Below are 18,556 nucleotides of genomic sequence, written 5' to 3' on the forward strand. Positions count from 1 at the left end.
GTTTTATATCGCGTGTCAGAAATTGTGCCGGGCGCGGCACTGGGCGCCATTCTGACGTTTCATCAGCACCGGACCTTTCATGACCGACCTGCCTTCCGTCCTGATCAGCATCGCCTTCCTGCTTGGCGTGACCAGCCTGGTACAGCCGCTGGCACAACGGCTACAGCTTTCCTACACGGTGCTCCTGGCCGTAGTGGGCGTGCTGATCGGGTTCGGCTCGGCATTTCTGCTGAACACCTCGTTGACGGATGCCTTCAACGTTCCGGCTGAACTCATCCTGGAGTTCCCGGTCACCTCGCAGGCGTTCCTCTTCATTTTCCTGCCCGTCCTGATCTTCCAGGCCTCGCTGACCTTGGACGTGCGGCGGATGGCGGAGGATGCCGCCCCCATCCTCCTGCTGGCGGTGGTCGCGGTGGTGGTTACGACAGCGGTCGTAGGCTTTGCGCTGGAGCCCTTCGCCACGGTTCCATTGGCGATCTGCCTCATGCTGGGAGCCATCATCGCCACCACCGATCCCGCAGCGGTGGTGGCCATCTTCCGGGATCTCGGGGCGCCGGCCCGGCTGACGCGGCTGGTGGAAGGCGAAAGCCTGCTCAACGACGCCACCGCGATCGCCATCTTCACCGTGCTCCTGAGCTATGTGACCGCGGCCCAGGAGCCGGATGTCGGCGCCACCCTGGCGGGTTTTGCCCGGTCGTTCGGCGGCGGCCTGCTGGTGGGGCTGGTAGCCGCCCGGCTGGTGGCGGCTCTGTTGCCCGTGGTGCGGGATATCCGTACGGCGGAAGTCACGCTCACCCTGGCGCTACCCTATGTGGCGTTCGTCGTCTGTGAACGCTATCTCGGCGTATCCGGCGTCGTGGCCTGTGTTACGGCGGGGCTGGTGCTCGGGGTCATGGGACGGTCCCGCGTCTCGCCGGAGCATTGGCGCTATCTGCAGGAGGTCTGGGAGCAGCTAGCCTTCTGGGCGAGCTCGCTGGTCTTTATCCTGGCCGCCATCCTGGTGCCCCGGCTGTTGACCGGGGTGGGGTGGGACGAGGTCGGCCTGGTTGGCATCGTCGTCGTTTCCAGCCTCGTGGCACGGGCCCTCGTGCTCTTTCTGCTGCTGCCGGTGTTGAGCGGCCTCAAACTGGCCCAGGCCGTGTCGACGCCATATAAGCTGGTGATCCTCTGGGGTGGGCTGCGCGGTGCCGTTACGCTGGCCCTGGCGCTTGCCGTCACCGAGAACCGCGCCATGGCTCCGGAGGTGCAGCGCTTCATCGCCATCCTGGCCACGGGCTATGTTCTATTCACCCTGCTGGTGAACGGAACCACGCTGCGCCCGGTGATCCGATTGCTCGGGCTGGACCGCCTCAGCCCGCTGGATCTGGCCCTGCGCCGCCGGGTGGTTGCGATCTCGCTGGTTTCCGTCCGAGACGCGGTGCAGCGCGAGGCCGAAGCCTATCACCTGCCCAACTCGGTAGCCGAGGATATTCTCCACCCCTATGCTGACCGCATTGCGGCGGCAGGGGACGGGGTCGACGAGGAGGCGATTGCCGACCGTGACCGGCTGAATATTGGGCTGGTGGCGCTGGCGGACCGCGAGCGGGACGTTCTGCTCGAACACTTCCATCGAAAAACGGCTTCAGCCCATGTGCTGGAAGCCATGATCCAGCAGAGTGACCGGATCGTTGAGGCGGCCCGTCGTGGCGGGCGCACCGCCTATAACAAGGAGGCTCGCCGCTGGCTGGGCTTTGATCGCTCCTTTACAGTGGCGGCCAGCCTTCATCGCCATCTGCGCATTGAGCGCATGCTGGCGAACCGGCTGGCCGACCGCTTTGAAACCCTGCTGGTCAGCCGAATCGTGCTGGAGGATCTCCGGCGCTTTTCCACCGACAAGCTCGGCCCCGTGCTGGGCGGGCGTCTCACGGGCATCCTCGGGGACATTCTGGAGCAGCGGATTGATGCAACCAGCAAGGGCCTTGAGGCCTTGCAGCTGCAATATCCGCATTATGCCCTGGCGCTGCAGCGGCGGTTTCTGCGCCAGTATGCGCTCCGGCTGGAGGAGGCGGAATACGCGGCCCTGCTGCAAGACGGGCTGATCGGGCCGGAGCTCTATCATAATCTGCGCAACGATCTGGCTGCCGAAGCGGCCGCGACAGCCGAGCGGCCCCGCCTCGACATCCGTCTGGACCGCCGCACGCTGGTGGAGCAGTTCCCACTTTTCGCTCCCCTTTCCGAGGCCCAGCTGGCGGAGGTGGCGGCCCTGCTGATGCCGCGATTTGCCAGGCCCGGCGAACGGCTGATCACCCGCGGAGAGCGGGCGGCGGGCATGTACTTCATCGCCTCGGGTGCGGTGGAAATCTCAACCGGCACCGGCAAAGTACTGCTGGGCCGTGGAGACTTCTTCGGGGAAATGGGCTTGCTTGGCCGCAGGCGGCGCATGGCCGACGTCACGGCTCTATCCTACTGCCATCTGCTCGAGCTTGGCGCCGAGGAGTTCCGCACCCTGCTGAAGAGCAACGCAGACCTGTCGCTGCGGGTCAAGCAGGTTGCGGAACAGCGGCGCCTCATGAACCAGGCCGGGACGGAGCAAGAAGGCGCTCCGCTGGCGGAGGTGACGGGATAAGGCCAAAGGCAGCTGATCAATTCCTCGACGATTGGAACAGAGACGGCCAGGGGTATGGCAACGCCTGCGGCTGCAAGGCCGACCAGGAAGCTGCTGTCCGGCCCGAATTGCACCATGAGAATGGTGCCGGGGGCCGTGATGCTACAGAACAGGCGAGCATCCGTGGGCGATCTCCTCGGTGCAGAACCTGCGGGCCCAGGCGGTGGGGCAGGGGCTTCTGCTGGACCGCCCCATGCCATTGGCAGAAGCATCCCGGCGGCAAGGGCGACCGCCGACGTCGCTCAGGGCTGCTGAACAGGCGGAGCTTGGATGGTCGCGCCTGCCGCGGACCAGTTTTCCAGTTGAGACCCACCTCAGTCTATTGGTGCATCGCAACAAGGGCGCGCAGAAGGCCCATTTACCTTATCTTGTGGTGGAGTGCCTCTGGACGCTGGCATATAATGGCATGCAGGTTCTGCTATGAATGCTGGACATCCAAGAATGCCGGAATCGAGATCATCGGACGAGCCCAGCTCCGGTTGCGCAGGCGAGACGCCTTCAGGTCCTGCGCCATTGCTTCGAAATTTGGATCAAGCAGGTTCCTGGGCGCGCAGCCTGCCGCTGATCCTCGAGGCCGCCCGTGCTTATTTGTTCCGGTACGAGATCGCGGCCGACCGCATTGAGCATTTCGGCGCGCCGGATATCATCCCCGGCTTTGGCGCCTTTGTGGGTCGCCAGCTCTGCTTCGCCGACATTCTTGCCCTAATCCATCCTGATGACCGTGCGCATTTCCAGCGCTGTGTCGATCAGCAGATCGCAGCCGGCGGGCATTATTCCTGCAGCTATCGCATTCTGCAGCCGGACGGCGGCGTGCGCCATGTGCTCGACCGTGGCTGGGTAACGCGCAGCCCGGATGGGCAGCCCGTGATCCTGGAAGGCGCCGTTCTGGACGTGACTGAACTGGAGATGGCGCGGGCTGCGGCCGAGCAGGCGGAGCAGCGCTTCCGGTCTGCTCGCGACGCCTCGGTCGAAGGCCTCGGCCTCTTGCACGCACTTCGGGCGGAGGAGGGACGCATCGGGGATTTCGTGCTGGACTACATCAACCCGGCCGCCGGCCGGTTGCTCGGCCTGGATCCGGCCGAGGCGGAAGCTTCCAGGTTGCTGGTGCGGTTTCCGGATTGGGCGATGCTGATCGAACAGTTCGCTCAGGTCATGGAAACGGGGCGGCCGTACGAAGACGAACTCCGGGTCGAGCATGGTGCCTTTGACGGCTGGATGGCGATCTCGGCCGTGCCGGTTGGGAATGGTGTGGCCGTGTCACTGCGCAACATTACAAGACGCAAACGCCTGGAGACCGAGTTGCGCGCGGCTGCGGAGGCAAAAGCGGCCCTGCTGCGGGAGGTGAACCACCGGGTCAAGAATTCGCTGCAGATCGTCTCCAGCATGATGAGCATAACCCTGGCCCACACCATGGATCCCAGGGCCCGTCAGGCCGTGGCTGAAGCAGCCGGGCGGATTGACGCCGTGTCCATGGCGCATGAGCGGCTTTATCGGACCGACAGCTTGGAAACGGCAGATGCCGGCGCTTATCTCCGGGATCTTTGTGCCGATCTGGCCTATTCCGGCGGCGATGTGGATATCCGCTTCTCCTGCGATCCTATCACCCTCGGGCCGGACCGGCTGGTACCGCTCGGTCTGGCCGCCAACGAGATGGTGACGAACGCCTTGAAGTATGCCTATGCGGGCCGGGCGCGCGGGCCGGTTCATGTCGGCCTGCACTGCTTACCAGCGCATGATCTGATCAGCTTGCGGGTTGAGGACGAAGGAAAGGGGCTCGAGGCCGGCATTGGCGCGGCTGGACGGCCCGGCCTGGGCATGACCCTGCTGCAGGCCCTGGCGGCTCAACTCGAGGGCCTTTTCAAGGCCGGAAACAGATCATCGGGGCAGGGAGCCTGCTTTGAGATCATCTTCCCGGTGGAGCGCAGCGATGTAACCTCGGCCCATGGATAAGGAAAAAACCGGGGCGCCATCAACTCGACGGGCTGGATGACCTGCGGTAACGCGCCGTCAAGCTCTTGAACCTTGGCCCAATCATGGGGCGGCCATGTCCGGTTCAGGCGGCCTGAAGCATTCCAGGTCTGGAAGGCCTGAGCCCTGTCTCGGCGATCATCGGCATTGAAGAGGTTGGCCGGGCGGCGGAAAAGGTTGGCAACCTGGTCGTGGATGGCGAGGTACCGTTGGGCATGGCCCGGCGGCGTGAAGCGCTTCATCATCCGCTCACATCGTCGGGTCGGCGGGTGGCTGGTCCCGGCCCTGTTCAGCCCTTTGTGCTACCGATGCTCAGTCTCGGGCATGATCGTCCGCTTTGCCGCCGCACAACTGGCCTGCTTGTCCGTGAACATGGCCCGTCACGCCCAGCCCTGCCGCTTCAGGAGCTTGCGCGCTGGCTGCTTGACGGCCTGCTAAAGCGCTCGTCAGAGATGATCGCGCTATGGCCTTCGATCATGGCGCGTGCGGCACGATCAGGCTGAGCCAGAGCTTCAAAATACACGAAACGGATGTCGTGAATCCCGAGGGTGGCGAGCACATCGGTGAGATAGCCCGTCAGGTGATCCGGCTGTTTTGCCTTCCCGCCGCGGATATAGCCGCCGGAGGCCACGATGACCAGGGTTGGTCGGTCTGCAAGAAGCCCGACCTTCTGCCCGTCCTTCGCAGCAAAACTGCGCCCATGTCGCAGGACGAGGTCGACCCAGAGCTTGAGCGCGGCAGGCACCGTGTAGTTGTGCATCGGCGTCGTAATGATCAGCGCATCTGTGTCTTCGAGTTCGCGGATCAGAGCTTCGGAAGCCTGGAATTCAGGCACAGACCTGTCGAGCCGCTGAATGATGGCGGTTGCACAGTCTGCGGATATCCAGCCAAAGCAGCCCGCAGCCAGGTCGCGTTCGGTCAAAGCGTAATCGGAATGGGACCGCCGCAGATTGTCAACGGCCTGCATTGCAAGCTGATAGCCGCGCGCGTGCTTGCCCATCGGGCTTGCATTCACCAGAAGAGCATGTGTGGATGGCCCCCGGCTCGCAAGGGAAAAGTTGAGGTTTGGCGGGCAGGTTGCTTGCAGTCATGTGTCCGGCCTTTCACGCGGCGCACATGGCCGCTGGCCCCTATGGGTGTCCGCAGGTCGGGTCCTCATCAGATACTCGGGTTCAAGGCCCATCTCTTCTCCAGGTTCTCCCAACCCGTCGGCACGCCGCCGACCATCCCATCACCTCTCCCCAGCAAGCGTTCCTTCGGTGGACGGCTCTGCTTATGCCATAGCCGCTCCCCTGTAGGGCTCCGCCTTCGCCATCACCGCCCAGGCAATGCGGGCTGTTTTGTTCGCCAGGGCCACGGCGACTTTCAGGCGCGGGCAGCGTGCCAGCATGCCCTGGATCCATGGGTTGGACCGCATCATCCTGGACCGCAGCAGCACGGTCTGCGCTCCGATGATCAGCAAGCGTCTGATGTACTGATCACCCTGCCGGCTGATCCGTCCCAGGCGCTGCTTGCCGCCGGTTGATTTCTGCCGCGGCACGAGCCCCAGCCAGGCCGAGAACTCCCGGCCGTTCCGGAAGAACATGGGATCGGCAATGGCGGCCGCAATGGCGCTGGCGACCAGCGGACCGATACCGGGGATGGTTGCCAGCCGCCGGCTTGTCGGACTCGCCTGATGCCAAGCCTTGATCTTTGCTTCGAGGTCCGCGATGCGCTTCTCCACCGCATCCAGCTGTGCCGCGAGCAGTTCAACGACCTCACGGGCCAGGGCCGGAATGGCCGGGTCCTGGCGCATGCTGTCCAGCAGGGCTGGGATGTTCGCAAGGCCTCTGGATTGGACCAAGCCGAACTCGGCCAGATGCCCGCGCGCGGCATTGACCAGCTGTGTGCGTTGCCGGACCAGGAGGTCACGGGCCCGGTGCATGGTTATCACCGCCTGCTGATCCTCCGATTTGACCGAGACGAACCGCATGCTTGGGCGGCTCACCGCCTCGCAAATGGCAGCTGCATCCGCAGCATCGGTCTTCCCGCGCCGAACATAGGCCTTCACATATTGGGCTGGCATCAGCCAGACCTCATGGCCGAGCTTGCGCAACTCCCGTGCCCAATAATGCGCAGTCGCGCAAGCTTCCATGCCGACCAGGCAGGGAGAGAGCTTTGCAAAATAGGCCAGGACCTGCCCGCGGCGCAGACTACGCCGCTCGACGACGCTGCCGGCGGCATTCACGGCATGAAGCTGGAAGACATGCTTGGCCAGATCGAGGCCGACCGTCGTGATCTGCATCTTGGCGCACTCCTGTCCTGCTGGGGTCCGATGGCAACCATCCTGCCACAGCACCGGTGGGAGGGGGCCATCCACCCCATCAGATTTCATGTGGGGCTCCACTTAGGAGAAACCGTCGGGTCATGGTGGCCGTGCGGCCACGGCATGTAGGGCAGGCTGTGCTCAAAATGCCGGCTCGCTGGCCGGCTGGGTCGAGAACAATGCTCAGCGCATCAGGACGCCTGTCAGCTTGTCCGGATTCCGGGTGATGTAGAGTGCTGTGATGCGGCCACCTTCGACCTCCAGCGCCGTTGTCTGCAGGTTGCCGTCGATGCGGCTGATAAAGCCCGGAAGACCATCGATCATAGTGGCCCCCAGAAACTCCATCTGCGGTCCGAACTTGCGCGAGAGGCCAGTGAACAGCCGGACCAGGTTTTCGAGCCCCTCGATCACATTTGGATAGGACAGGACCTTGCCGCCGCCGTCCGAATGGAGCGTTGCGCCTTCCGCCAGCATGGCGCCAAGCCTGGCCGCATCGCCGGACCGGCAAGCTTCGAAAAATGCACGGGTCAGCTCCTCGCCCACGTCCCGCGGCACCGGATAGCGCGGCCGATCGATCTGGACGTGCGCCCGCGCCCGGCTGGCCAGCTGGCGGGTAGCGGCGTTACTTCTGTTGATGGTGACCGCGACTTCCTCCAAGGGTTGGCCGAAGACGTCATGCAGGAGGAACGCCGCACGTTCGAGCGGCGACAGGCGCTCCAGCGCCATCATCAGCGACAAAGTCAGGTTGTCCGGACGTAGCGCGTCATCGTCCGGTTCGACGAGCGGCTCGGGCAGCCACGTGCCCGGATAGGTCTCCCGACGCGACCGGGCAGATTTCATCTGATCAAGGCCGAGCCGCGACACCGTACGGGTCAGCCAGGCTGCAGGTTCGGCGATACTGTTGAAATCGGCTTGATGCCAGCGCAGCCACGCCTCTTGCACCATGTCTTCAGCTTCGCTGTGTGAACCCAGCATACGGTAGGCGAGACGCAGCAGCCGGGACCGCTGCGCCTCGAAGATGGCGACGGGATCAGGCCGCATGAGCCTGTGCTCCGGGGAGATCCATGGCATGCGTGGCGCGGAACCCGACCTGGACGCGGTTCCAGAGATTGATGGCGCCGATCGCCAGCGATAGCCATGCTCGCTCGTCAGGCGTGAAAACAGCTTCCAGACGTGCCCAGTCCTCGTCCGGCGCACCGGTATCAGCGACCAGCGTCAGAGCTTCGGTCCAGGCGAGCGCGGCACGCTCCCGATCAGAATAGAGCGGGCTTTCACGCCAGGCGGGCAGCATGTGCAGGCGCAGGGGCGTCTCACCATCTTTCAGCGCTTCCGCCACGTGCATCTGGATACAGAAGGCGCATGCATTCAGTTGCGAGGCACGCAGCTTCACCAGATGCACCAGCGGCGGCTCGAGCGGGCCGGCCTTGATTGCGGCTTCAAGAGCAAAGAGCGGCTTGAATCCGGCTCCGGCGCGTTTGAAATGGTCGGTCATGCGGGGTGCCATGATAATCTCCTGTTTGGTCTGACACCAGCATGACGACATGGCGCTGCCCGATGTGACACGCCGCAGATTATTTTCACTTTACACCTTTTGGGCAGCTTCAAAGCACGGCCCTCTCCCTGGGCGGAACGCTGCAACAGGTCTGCTTCAAATTTGAAAGCGCTGCGGGAGGCGAAGCGCCAGCGCTGATCGGGGATTGCAGGTATCAGCGTACCGCTCACAGGATCACGCCCGCCGTGAACCGCCGGCCCTTGCACGGGCTCTTGCCGCTCGCATCACCTTGTCACCCCAGCCGCCGAACCGGCCGAGGATCCAGGCGATCCAAGCAGCGCCGGACATACCAAAACAGCCCCTGTCACACTGGTACCCGCGCCATACGCGGGCAGCCCTCCCAATTCCGATCTCCTCCAAACCGCTCAATCAGGAGGTCTGCAAGCACCTTGATCTTGTTCGGCAGGTACGTGCTGGGCGGCGGGCGCAGCAGATAGATGCCAGCCTCGGGAATTGGGAAGTCGGACAGCACCTGCGCGACGTCGCCTCTCGTGATGGCGGGCCCCGCCAGGAAGGCTGGCAGGCGGCCAACACCCAAACCGGCGATGACGGCCGCAAGGACTGCTTGGCCGTTGTCGGCAATGAACCGTCCCTGCGGCCGGATGCTCACCTCACGGCCATTGTCCAAAATCCGCCAAATCTCGTCGCCCTGCCGCACGGCTTCGTGCTCGTCCAGGTCGGCTGGAACGCGCAGCGCCGGCGACCGCGCCAGATAGGCCGGGCTCGCCACAAATACGCCATGCACGGGCGCGATCCGGCGTGCGACCAGGGAGGAGTCCGGCAGATTGCCAAGCCGGATTGCGACGTCATACCCCTCGCCGACGATGTCGACGTAGCGGTCGCTGTAGGAGGTCCGGATCTCCAGGCGGGGATGCCGGACCGCCAACTCCGCCAGGATCGGCGCCAGGTGCAGCAGACCAAAGGTGAGAGGCGCCGCGATGCGCAGAAGGCCGCACGCCTCGCCATCGGCGCTCACGGCGTCGATGGCAGCCTGCATCTCCGCAACAATCCGGTCGGCATGAAGCTTGAAGCTCGCCCCGGCTTCGGTGACCGACATGCCCCGGGTGGTCCGCGCTAGGAGTTGGGCGCCGAGTTGCGATTCCAGTCGAGCGACGCGACGGCTCAGCAGCGACTTGGACATGCCCAGGCGCTGACTGGCACGGGTCAACCCTCCGGCCTCGACAACCTCCGTGAAGGCGCGCAGATCATCCAGATCAAACATTGGCGTTGCCGATCCTGCAACAGGCTTTGCCCGTTAATGCCACTACCGTCGCGGTCCTCGCAACGACAACTTCCCGGTCAGAACCCGGCTAAATCGTGAGGATCGAAATGACCACCATCCTTGTCCTTGAAAGCTCAACAGGCGGCGATTCGTCCGTCAGCAAGCTGCTGGTGCGTGACGCTCTGGACAGGTTGCGCACCGCAGACAAGGAGAGCCGCGTCTTGCACCATGATTTCGGGCTGTATCCGATCCCGCATCTGACAACATCCAGCATCGCGGGCGTGCGTGGGGAACCCGTGACGGAGGAGGAACGCCTCACGCGTGCGCTTTCCGACCAGCTCATTGCGGAACTCAAGGCGGCCAACATCATTCTGGTTGGCGCGCCCATGTACAATTTTGGCATCTCGACCGCCCTGCGGGCCTGGTTCGATCACGTCCTGCGGGCGGGACAGACCTTCAGCTATTCGGAAAGCGGCCCAAAGGGCCTGCTGCAAGGCAAACGGGCCCTCGTGGTCGAGGCGCGCGGCGGCCATTACAGCGAAGGTCCCGCGCAGGCCCTGGATTTCCAGGAGCCCTACCTGCGCCAGCTTTTCGGCTTCATGGGCGTCACCGACGTCACCTTCGTCCGCGCCGAGAAGATCGGCTTCGGGCCCGATGCCCGCAGCCAGGCGATCGAAGGCGCCACGGCCAGGATCGCCGACGTGATCCCGCATCTGCGGCCAGAGGCGGCCTGATTTCGCCGTGTGGCAAGGGCCGGCGGTCGGACCCTGGTCATCCGCCGCCGGCCCTTGCTCATTCCGGACAGGCTGCGCCGGTCTCGATCCAGGCGGAGATGAGGTCGGCGAACTCGGCCTGCGTGCCCGGCGCGGGGCGCCGACCTGCCCCGGGGTGCCAAGCCCAACCGACGAGATGATCCTCCGCCATATGCGTGCGGATCTGCGCCAGAGAGCGACCCCCGTTCCTTACGGGATCTTTGATCTGCCTGCAAATATCCCCCAGCGACCGGTCCTGCCATCCCATGCTTGCGGGCGCGAGCATCCAATGGCTGTTGCCAGGAACGGAGCCGATGCGGCTGCCGAGAATGACGGTGTTCTCGGCCCGGTGGCAGGTGTTGCACGTCATTCCATCCACGCCGATGCCGGATAGACCTGCCTGCATGAAGGGGATGTGCGGGCGCATGTCGTCACCCTGGGTGGGCTGACGGCTGGACGGGTGGCAATTCATGCAGCGCGGGTCGGTGATGACCTTCGCCGCCTCCTTGAATAGGGCCCGCGAGCGTTCATTGACATCGGCAATGGAGCTGAACGCGCCGACGGCCAACAATGACCGTTCAACATTGGCGGCGTGAGGCAATTTACTGATGCCGGAACGGGTGACGCCTTCGGTTGCAACCGCGGTGGCGGCGAGGACGAGCCCGACCTGCAAGGCTCTTCGATATGGAAGCGGCATCGTCAGGCCCTCCCGAACTGCGAGATGTCGATCGGCAGCGTTCGCAGCCGCTTGCCCGTCGCTGCGAAAATCGCATTCAAGAGCGCGGGGGCAACGCCCGGCGTACTCAGTTCACCGACGCCGCCCGGCGCTTCCGTGCTCGGCACGACGATGATGTCGATCTGTGGGCATTCGTTGATGCGCAGCACCGGACTGTCGTCGAAATTCCCCTCGACGATAGCGCCGTTCTCGATGCTGAGTTTCCCATAGAGCGCGGCACTCAGCCCGTAAACGATGCCGCTCTCCACCTGCTGCCGGACGATGTCTGGGTTTACGGCCTGCCCGCAATCCACAGCGCAGACAATGCGCTCCACCTGCAGCACACCATCCTGTGTCGCATGCACCTGCGCCACCATCGCGGCAACGCTGCCGAAATCCGACAGTACGGCGACGCCGCGGCCGCGGTCCGGCCCCAGGGGAGCCGTCCAGCCTGCCCGGTCCGCGGCCAGATCCAGCACCGCGCGCAGCCGGGCATTCTTGCCCAGGAGTTGTCGGCGATACTCCACCGGGTCGCGTCCGGCCAAGTGCGCCGCCTCGTCGATCCCCCCTCGACCGCCGGCGCATTGCGAGTGGGACCGACGCCGCGCCAATTGCCGGTCAGCATTCCGTCGGGGCCCTCATGACGGACATATTCGACGCGCTTGTTGGGAATGTCATATGGGCCTTCAGCCCCGCCCGTGATGTCCAGGTCGATGCCGTCCTTGAAGAGGATCGGGAGGAACCGGGCCATCACGGCCGGACCGACCACGCGATGCCGCCAGGAGACGGGCATTCCGTCCGGCCCCAGCCTGATGGCAATTCGGCTGAGATTGAGATACCGATAGCTGTCGTGGCGGATATCCTCCTCTCGGCTCCAGACGACCTGGACCGGCCCCTCGACCTTCTGCGCCACGCGGGTAGCCATGATCACGCCATCGTGATCGAGCCGACGGCCAAACCCGCCGCCTAGCAGATGGTTATGGACCACCACCTTCTCCGTCGGCAGACCGATGACCTCCGCGGCGGCTTGCCGGGCCCGGCCAGCGACCTGCGTACCCACCCAGATGTCGCAGCCGTCCGCGCGCACATGGACGGTGCAGTTCATCGGTTCCATGGCCGTATGGGCCAGAATGGGCAGGCGGTACACGGCCTCGATCCCGGCCTCATGGGCGGTCTCCGCCCCGGCGACGTCCCCATGCTCATGGGCGACCAAGCCGTCGTCGGCCATGGCTGCCTCGGCACGGCGCTCGAGCTCGGCCGTTGTCAGGCCGCCATTGGCGCCCGGGTCCCAGGCAATGTGCAGGGCGGCGAGACCCTTGCGGGCCGCGCCCGTGTGATCCGCCACGACGGCGACCGCGTCGCTCAGGCGGACAACCTGCCGTACGCCCTTGACCCGCATGGCCGCGCTGTCGTCCACGGAGCGGAGCGTTCCCCCGAAGGCGGGGCTGACAGCGATGGCCGCGAACTTCAACCCCGGCGGGCGGGCATCCAGGCCGAATCTAGCCGTGCCAGTCACCTTCTCGGGACTGTCGATGCGTGGCAGCGTCTTGCCGATCAGCCTGAACTCACTGGCAGGCTTCAATTCGACGCGATCCGGAACCGGCTGTTTGGCCGCGATTGCGGCCAATTCCCCGTAAGTCGCACGGCGCCCGCTTGCCGCATGCCGCACAAGCCCCTTCTCTGCGCGGCAGGACGCGGCGGCAACGTCCCAGTCCTGCGCGGCGGCGGCGATGAGCATCATGCGCGCGGCGGCCCCTGCCTGACGCATCGGTTCCCAGAAGCCGCGGATGGTAACGGACCCGCCGGTCACCTGGTCCCCCAGCAGCGGGTGCGCATACCGCGATGGATCGGCCGGGGCGGGGAGGGGCTGGACTTGATCCAGCGTCAGTTCCAGTTCCTCGGCGATCAGCGTGGCCAGCCCCATGTAGACGCCTTGGCCCATCTCAGCCGAGGGGATGATCAACGCGACCTTTCCCGTCTCGGGAATTTGGATGAAGGCGTTGGGTATGAAGCTGTCGGCCGCTTCCGCGCTCGCGATGAACCGCGGCCCGATCATCAGACTCCCGCCGGCGAACGTCGCCGAAATCAGGAAGGCCCGCCGGGAGAGACGGCCGGAAACGGCATTGGAGAGCGTGCCCATATCACCGGCCCTCCCCGGTGGCCGCTGCCTGTTTGATGGCTGTGCGGATGCGCGGATACGTGCCGCAGCGGCAGATGTTTCCGGCCATCACGGCATCGATGTCAGCGTCCGTCGGTGACGGGTTCAGGGTGATCAGGGCCGCCGCGGACATGATCTGGCCGGACTGGCAATAGCCGCACTGCACCACCTCCGCCTTCAACCAGGCTTCCTGGATGCGCGCGCCTTCCGGCGTCTTGCCAACGGCTTCAATGGTTGTGATGGCGTGGTCGGCGGCATCGGCCACCGTCGTGACGCAGGAACGGGCAGCCATCCCGTCGAGGTGCACGGTGCAGGCGCCGCACATGGCGATGCCGCAGCCGAACTTGGTTCCAGTCAACCCGATGATGTCGCGCAGCACCCAGAGAAGTGGAATGTCTGCATCCACCTCCACAGAATGGGTCTCGCCGTTGATGTCGAGCGAATAGGGCATGGACATCTGCCGCTCCGTTCAGCACGGCGGCAGACCATTCTGCCGCGGGACGAATCCTTCCATCCGCGTTTGCCGCCAGCGACTTAAGATGTGTGAAGTGGTGTGAGGAGGGGCGACGTCTGATCGCCTATCGCAGCGCATCGAGAACAGCCCGCGCGGCCAGGACGTCCTTCGTCCCTGTTCCCTCCGAGTAGCGCGCCAGCACCGCGGCCAGCGCGTCGGCAGCACGTTGATCGCAGCCCTTGTCCAGGTGGAGTCTGGCGAGACCCGTCGCGGCCCGAAGCTCCCAGGCGACCGCCCCTTGCTCTCGACTTTCCCGCAGGGACTGCGCAAACCAGTGCAAGGCTTTCTCGGTCCCGCCGCTACGGACGGCAAGTTCCGCCTTGATACGCTTCAGTTCGGGAGAGCACCAAAGCTCTCCGTTCCGCTCGAGGCGGGTGAAGGCCGCCCTCATGACCGATTCGGCTTCAGGCGCGCGCCCGGCATCGGCCAGCGCCAGTGCGAACTCGCCCAGGGCAAGCGTGTAGATGGGGCCATGCCGATTGGCCCGGAGCTCGCAGAGCACGTCCTCCAGCTGTTGCAGGCCGATTGCCTTGTTGCCAAGGCGGAGGAGGAGAAGGCTTTCGAAGCAGCGCCCCAGCGTGTGCCATATTTCCAGCCCCGGGCCCCTGGTTCGCGTCAGCAGGAGTGCGACAAACCGCTCCAGGCTGTCGAAATCGCCATTGTGCAGCGCGACGGGGCAGGCGCCTTCCGACAAGGCGTAGCTGAGCGATCCAGCGTGGTCGCAGGCAACGGCGTCCTCCACGTTCTTCGCGGCAACCGTCATCGCCAGGTCCGGATACCCCTGCATCCATGCGATCTGCGCCTGAAAGCAGCGCGCGGCGATTGCCTGATCGAACTGGAATGCGGCGATCTGGGCCCTGCGCTTGGCGGGCGGAGTGCCTGCAAGCGTCCGTTCGATGCAGGCGCGCGCCTCGGCGAACCGCCCGACGAAGAAATAGGATACCCCGCGCATACGGTCCCCGAGCGCGATGAACCGGGAATCGTCGGCATCGCCAGCAAGCCGGGCATAGATTTCGGCGATCTCTAGTGCGTTGCGGACATCGCCATCATTGCGGTGTCCGACCCACAGCCCCCAGAGCGCTTGCAGGCGGGCTCCGACATCCCTCTGCTCCGCCAGATGAAGCACCCGGGTCCAAACCTGGGTCACCCGCTCGCCACCGCCATAGATGTTCATCAGGGCGCCGCCCAAGGCGGCGTAAAGGCGCAAGGTGGCGTGCTGGTCCGACACGTCCGAAGCGTCAAGGGCGCGTTCAACATTCTCGATCGTCTCGCCGATGAGGGAGAGGTTGGCCCACAGCGGCACTGCGGCCAGGCTGAGACGGATGCCCAGGGCGTGGCGGGCGTTGTCGGACCAGCACCAGTTCAAAGCCGATCGGACATTCGCCAGAACAGCCTCGCAATCCTGCCAACGCCCCGCGCGTTCCGCAGCATCGGGCGCCCACGTTTCGAGCCATGCCGCCCAGTATTCGGCATGGTGCCGTGCCATGACGTCCAATTCACCGCAGGTCTCGAGTTCCGCGCGGGCGAACTCGCGCGTGGTGTCCAGCATGCGACAGCGGATTCCGTCGCCGGAGGGCATGATCTCGATCAGCGATTTCGCCGCCAATGCCCGCAGGGCCTCGCTGACGACCCCGGAATCCAGGTCCCGCAACGGCAGCAAGTCCACTGCGCTATCCCATGGAACGGCGGAACTGAAAACCCCGAAGCGGCGGAAAACAACCCGTTCGTGATCGGTCAGGAGCCTGTAGCTCCAATCGACGGTCGCCCGTAGGGTCTGGTGGCGTAACAGCGCGGTACGGTACCCGTTCTTCAGCAGCGCGAAGCGGTCCGCCAACCCTCGCGCCAGTCCCTTCGCGCCGAAGTGGGGCACCAGAGCCGCCGCAAACTCGATTGCAAGCGGCAGCCCATCCAGAGTTCGGCAGATCTCGGCGATCGCAGGCGCATCGTCTTCCCCGAACCGGACGTCCGCCGATGCCGCCTCTGCCCGCCTGCCGAGCAGTTGCCCCGCTGGGCTGGCGAGAACTTCGCGCAAGGTGATCTCGCCGATCGTCGGTACCGTCAATCCATGCACGGGGCGGACATGTTCGTCGGCGACCCGCAGCGCCTCCCGGCTTGTCGCGAGAATGCGGACGTCCGGGGCAGCCGCCAGAACCGCATTGGCGAAGCGGGCTGCCGCGGCGATGACATGCTCGCAAGTATCCAGGACCAGCAGCATGCGCCTGTCTGCGACGTACCGCAGGATCGTCGCCGTCGCGTCGAGGCTGTTCCCGGCGAGCCCGAGATGGCTAGCGATATGGGTCGTCAGGAGGTCGCCCCCGTTCAGCGGCGAAAAGTCAATGAACTCGACATCGCCTCCATCGCGGACAGTTCTGGCTGCTATCTGCATGGCGAGCGCGCTTTTCCCACCCCCCCCGGGCCCCACCAGCGTGACCAGCCGCTGGCGGCGCAGTTGGCGACGGATCTGTGCAAGCAGCGCGTTCCGGCCGATCAGCCGGGGCGGGTTGAGCAAAAGCGGCTTGCGCCCGGCGGCTCTGCCCTCACTGAAGGCGGGACCTCTTGTCGCGACGGGCGGCGGGATGAGTGCATATCCACGCCCTGTGACATTGGCGATGTAGTCGTGACCGGGATCCTGCGCGCCGAGCACCTTGCGAAGCGCCGCGATGTGGACCCGCAGCGTGTTGCTTTCGACGTGGATGCCCGGCCAGATCGCAGCGAGCAATTCATCGCTTGCAACCGTGGTCCCCGGCTGTCGTGCGAGCGCGATGAGGATTTCAAGCGCACGGCTGCCGATGCGAACGGCCGTCTCTCCATGAAACAGCATGCGCGCTTCGGGAAAGAGTCGAAACGGGCCGAAAACGATCTCGGCATTATGTTTGGGCAACGGCAGGATCTGCGAGAGAGCGACAGCCGGATGCGTATCGTCATCATCCACGCGATTGGCAGGCAATCTGATCTGCCGCCTTTCTGCATCAACTCCATTCATTTTCTGCTCCCATCCTGGGGATTGCAGTGGGACGATGATGGAGGTCGGCTCAATTCCGCAGGAGGGATCCTAAGCAAAGCATGTGATGCTAGCTAATCTGTCTGAATCGGTCCAGTTCCTGCGAAGCACTGATCACCTCGTCTTATTCAACGTCGGACCTGCGATGGATATTGGTGCCGTGCCTGTGTTTGGGTGGCACCGTCCAATCGACGGGGCTGTTGGCCTACGGTATAGCGCCAGCATGACAAGCACGACATCGCCTTTCTATGCCGGCTTCCATTTTCCACCTGCCATCATCAGCCATGCCGTCTGGCTGTATTTCCGCGTCCCCTCGGCCTGCGGATGGTGGAGGAGATGCTGGCGGCCTGTGGCGTTGAGGTCAGCCATGGGACGGTGCGGCAGTGGGGCGTGAAGCTCGGCCAGGGCGTCGATAGTCAAATCGGCGCCGACTGCCGCGGCCCGGGGACAAGTGGCATTTGGACGAGGTCGTGATCACCGTCGCCGGGCGGAAGCACTGGCTCTGGCGGGCGGCCGACCAGCGCGTGGGCAAGTTCTGGACATCCTGGTCCAGAGCCGCCGGAATGCGGCCGCCAAGCGGGTGCTGCGCAGGTTGCTGACGAGGCAGGGCTGGGCGCCGCGCGTCATGGTGACCGACAAACCCGGCAGTTATGGCGCGGCAAAGCGGACAATCAGGCCCGGCGGAGGCCAAAACGTCCTGGCTGTTTTTGCGCTGAACAAATGCGCAGGGCACTTCCAGGGCTTCATAAGGTCCAGGTGGAAATGCACAGCTGGAATCCCGAAATTGGAAGAAATCATGGCGCAGAACAAGACGTCCTGGTCTGGGCAAAGGGAATTTTCACCTCTTCCAGGAAAGCTAAGAGATCCTCCGCCGAGAGGGCGGAACCAGCACTGGATGCTTGGTCAACAGAAACATTGATGAAGGTGTTTACACCCACTACCCGACCACAAGCATCCGCCAGCGGCCCTCCACTGTTCCCTCCGGAGATGGTTGCGGTATGTGCAAGGGTAACACCCCCCGCCCGGCATTCTGCCGCGCCATAATGGTTCCCTGCGAAAGGGCTAGGTTCGGCATCGCGCTCATGTCGCCGCCGACCAGAGCGGTGAAGCTCAGGTCGTTTGCCAGGAGCAGTCCGGGAAATCCGGCGGCGATCACGTTATCCAACTCACCGGGCCGGGGTGACAGGGGCAGGATCACAGGGGTCGGCGGCCCCGATATGTCGAGCACGGGGTAGTTGCGGCTGTTGGATCGGTGGAGACGAAGTGCAGCCACGTCGCTATAAACAGTAGAAGGCTCGCCAGCAGGCCCGTGACTGTGGCCATCAGCGCCGGTTCACTGCCAAGCCACAATGCGGCTCCAAGCACCGCAGGTAGGAAGAAGAGGAAGGGCGAGCGCTCAGCAAAGAATGGGTCTAACGCGAACCTCAGGACCGCGCTGGTAAGCGCAAGCCCCACTGCAAGACCGTACCGCCCCCTTATACCCATCATCCCATCCTCTGCTTCGGTCGACTCTAAACAGATTGAAAGCCGATAGGACATCCGGGCCCGAAACAGAACGAGCAGAGCCGGAACAAGGCTGGAGAAGGTCATGGGTTTCGGCATGATGGCGATCCTCCCGTCCACCAAACCTCACCAGCTGAACAGGATTTGCCGGTTCCTGGACACTCGGCCAATCGACCACGGTGTCACGAACGCGCTGGTAGCCTAAAGACACTGGGTCGGACC

General features: G+C 64.5%; 14 protein-coding genes and 2 pseudogenes. 4 read left to right on the plus strand and 12 right to left on the minus strand.

Going from position 1 to position 18,556, the window contains the following annotated elements:
• Window positions 1–79 precede the first annotated feature (79 nt).
• Both DOL89_RS23005 and DOL89_RS23010 read left to right on the plus strand, forming a co-directional pair.
• Complete coding sequence (locus tag DOL89_RS23005) at window positions 80–2,605, plus strand: cation:proton antiporter (protein WP_119681688.1); 2,526 nt, start codon at window positions 80–82, stop codon at window positions 2,603–2,605.
• Between the two features lie 552 nt (window positions 2,606–3,157).
• On the plus strand, window positions 3,158–4,594 hold the full coding sequence (locus DOL89_RS23010; RefSeq protein ID WP_162937836.1) for a sensor histidine kinase: 1,437 nt from the start codon (window positions 3,158–3,160) through the stop codon (window positions 4,592–4,594).
• Window positions 4,595–4,713: 119 nt separating this feature from the next.
• On the opposite strand, the pseudogene DOL89_RS26165 reads toward DOL89_RS23010, so the two are convergent.
• The 6 genes and pseudogenes from DOL89_RS26165 to DOL89_RS23035 form a co-directional block, all read right to left on the minus strand.
• Window positions 4,714–5,037 (minus strand): annotated as a pseudogene (locus DOL89_RS26165) (IS6 family transposase); the annotation flags it as partial.
• The gene (locus tag DOL89_RS23015) at window positions 5,013–5,627 is read right to left on the minus strand and encodes an FMN-dependent NADH-azoreductase (RefSeq protein ID WP_225890068.1); all 615 of its coding nucleotides are present in this window, start codon (window positions 5,625–5,627) and stop codon (window positions 5,013–5,015) included. The gene DOL89_RS23015 and the pseudogene DOL89_RS26165, both read right to left, overlap by 25 nt.
• Window positions 5,628–5,885: 258 nt before the next feature.
• Window positions 5,886–6,896 carry an IS110 family RNA-guided transposase gene (locus DOL89_RS23020; protein WP_119681691.1) on the minus strand — a complete coding sequence of 337 codons (1,011 nt, stop codon included), beginning with the start codon at window positions 6,894–6,896 and terminating at the stop codon, window positions 5,886–5,888.
• Window positions 6,897–7,100: 204 nt separating this feature from the next.
• On the minus strand, window positions 7,101–7,958 hold the full coding sequence (locus DOL89_RS23025) for a sigma-70 family RNA polymerase sigma factor (protein WP_119681692.1): 858 nt from the start codon (window positions 7,956–7,958) through the stop codon (window positions 7,101–7,103).
• Window positions 7,948–8,421 (minus strand): carboxymuconolactone decarboxylase family protein, encoded by a 474-nt coding sequence (locus tag DOL89_RS23030; RefSeq protein WP_119681693.1) that lies wholly within the window; start codon window positions 8,419–8,421, stop codon window positions 7,948–7,950. The genes DOL89_RS23025 and DOL89_RS23030 overlap by 11 nt, the downstream gene beginning before the upstream one ends.
• Window positions 8,422–8,773: 352 nt before the next feature.
• Window positions 8,774–9,691, minus strand: coding sequence for a LysR family transcriptional regulator (locus DOL89_RS23035; RefSeq protein WP_119681694.1), 918 nt, complete (start codon window positions 9,689–9,691; stop codon window positions 8,774–8,776).
• Between the two features lie 107 nt (window positions 9,692–9,798).
• Here DOL89_RS23035 and DOL89_RS23040 point away from each other — a divergent pair, with 107 nt between their 5' ends.
• Complete coding sequence (locus DOL89_RS23040; RefSeq protein WP_119681695.1) at window positions 9,799–10,425, plus strand: FMN-dependent NADH-azoreductase; 627 nt, start codon at window positions 9,799–9,801, stop codon at window positions 10,423–10,425.
• Window positions 10,426–10,483: 58 nt separating this feature from the next.
• Here DOL89_RS23040 and DOL89_RS23045 read toward each other — a convergent pair whose 3' ends face one another.
• The 5 genes from DOL89_RS23045 to DOL89_RS23060 form a co-directional block, all read right to left on the minus strand.
• Window positions 10,484–11,140, minus strand: a complete 657-nt coding sequence (locus DOL89_RS23045) for an Isoquinoline 1-oxidoreductase subunit (protein ID WP_119681696.1) — start codon at window positions 11,138–11,140, stop codon at window positions 10,484–10,486.
• A 2-nt stretch (window positions 11,141–11,142) separates the two neighbouring features.
• Window positions 11,143–11,493 (minus strand): molybdopterin cofactor-binding domain-containing protein, encoded by a 351-nt coding sequence (locus DOL89_RS25985; protein WP_318658553.1) that lies wholly within the window; start codon window positions 11,491–11,493, stop codon window positions 11,143–11,145.
• A complete protein-coding gene (locus DOL89_RS23050) occupies window positions 11,451–13,298 on the minus strand; it encodes a xanthine dehydrogenase family protein molybdopterin-binding subunit (RefSeq protein ID WP_318658554.1) in 1,848 nt (615 codons plus the stop codon). The genes DOL89_RS25985 and DOL89_RS23050 overlap by 43 nt, the downstream gene beginning before the upstream one ends.
• Before the next feature lies 1 nt (window position 13,299).
• Entirely contained in the window at window positions 13,300–13,767 is a 468-nt protein-coding gene (locus DOL89_RS23055) for a (2Fe-2S)-binding protein (RefSeq protein WP_119681772.1), read from the minus strand.
• A gap of 127 nt (window positions 13,768–13,894) precedes the next feature.
• The gene (locus DOL89_RS23060) at window positions 13,895–16,813 is read right to left on the minus strand and encodes an ATP-binding protein (protein WP_119681697.1); all 2,919 of its coding nucleotides are present in this window, start codon (window positions 16,811–16,813) and stop codon (window positions 13,895–13,897) included.
• A 241-nt stretch (window positions 16,814–17,054) separates the two neighbouring features.
• Here DOL89_RS23060 and DOL89_RS23065 point away from each other — a divergent pair.
• Window positions 17,055–17,510: pseudogene (locus DOL89_RS23065) on the plus strand (IS6 family transposase); the annotation flags it as partial.
• A 515-nt stretch (window positions 17,511–18,025) separates the two neighbouring features.
• Here DOL89_RS23065 and DOL89_RS23075 read toward each other — a convergent pair.
• Window positions 18,026–18,433, minus strand: coding sequence for a DUF4118 domain-containing protein (locus tag DOL89_RS23075; protein ID WP_162937837.1), 408 nt, complete (start codon window positions 18,431–18,433; stop codon window positions 18,026–18,028).
• Between the last annotated feature and the right edge of the window lie 123 nt (window positions 18,434–18,556).

The sequence above is a fragment of the Indioceanicola profundi genome (genome assembly GCF_003568845.1).
In the GTDB taxonomy this organism is placed as follows: domain Bacteria; phylum Pseudomonadota; class Alphaproteobacteria; order Azospirillales; family Azospirillaceae; genus Indioceanicola; species Indioceanicola profundi.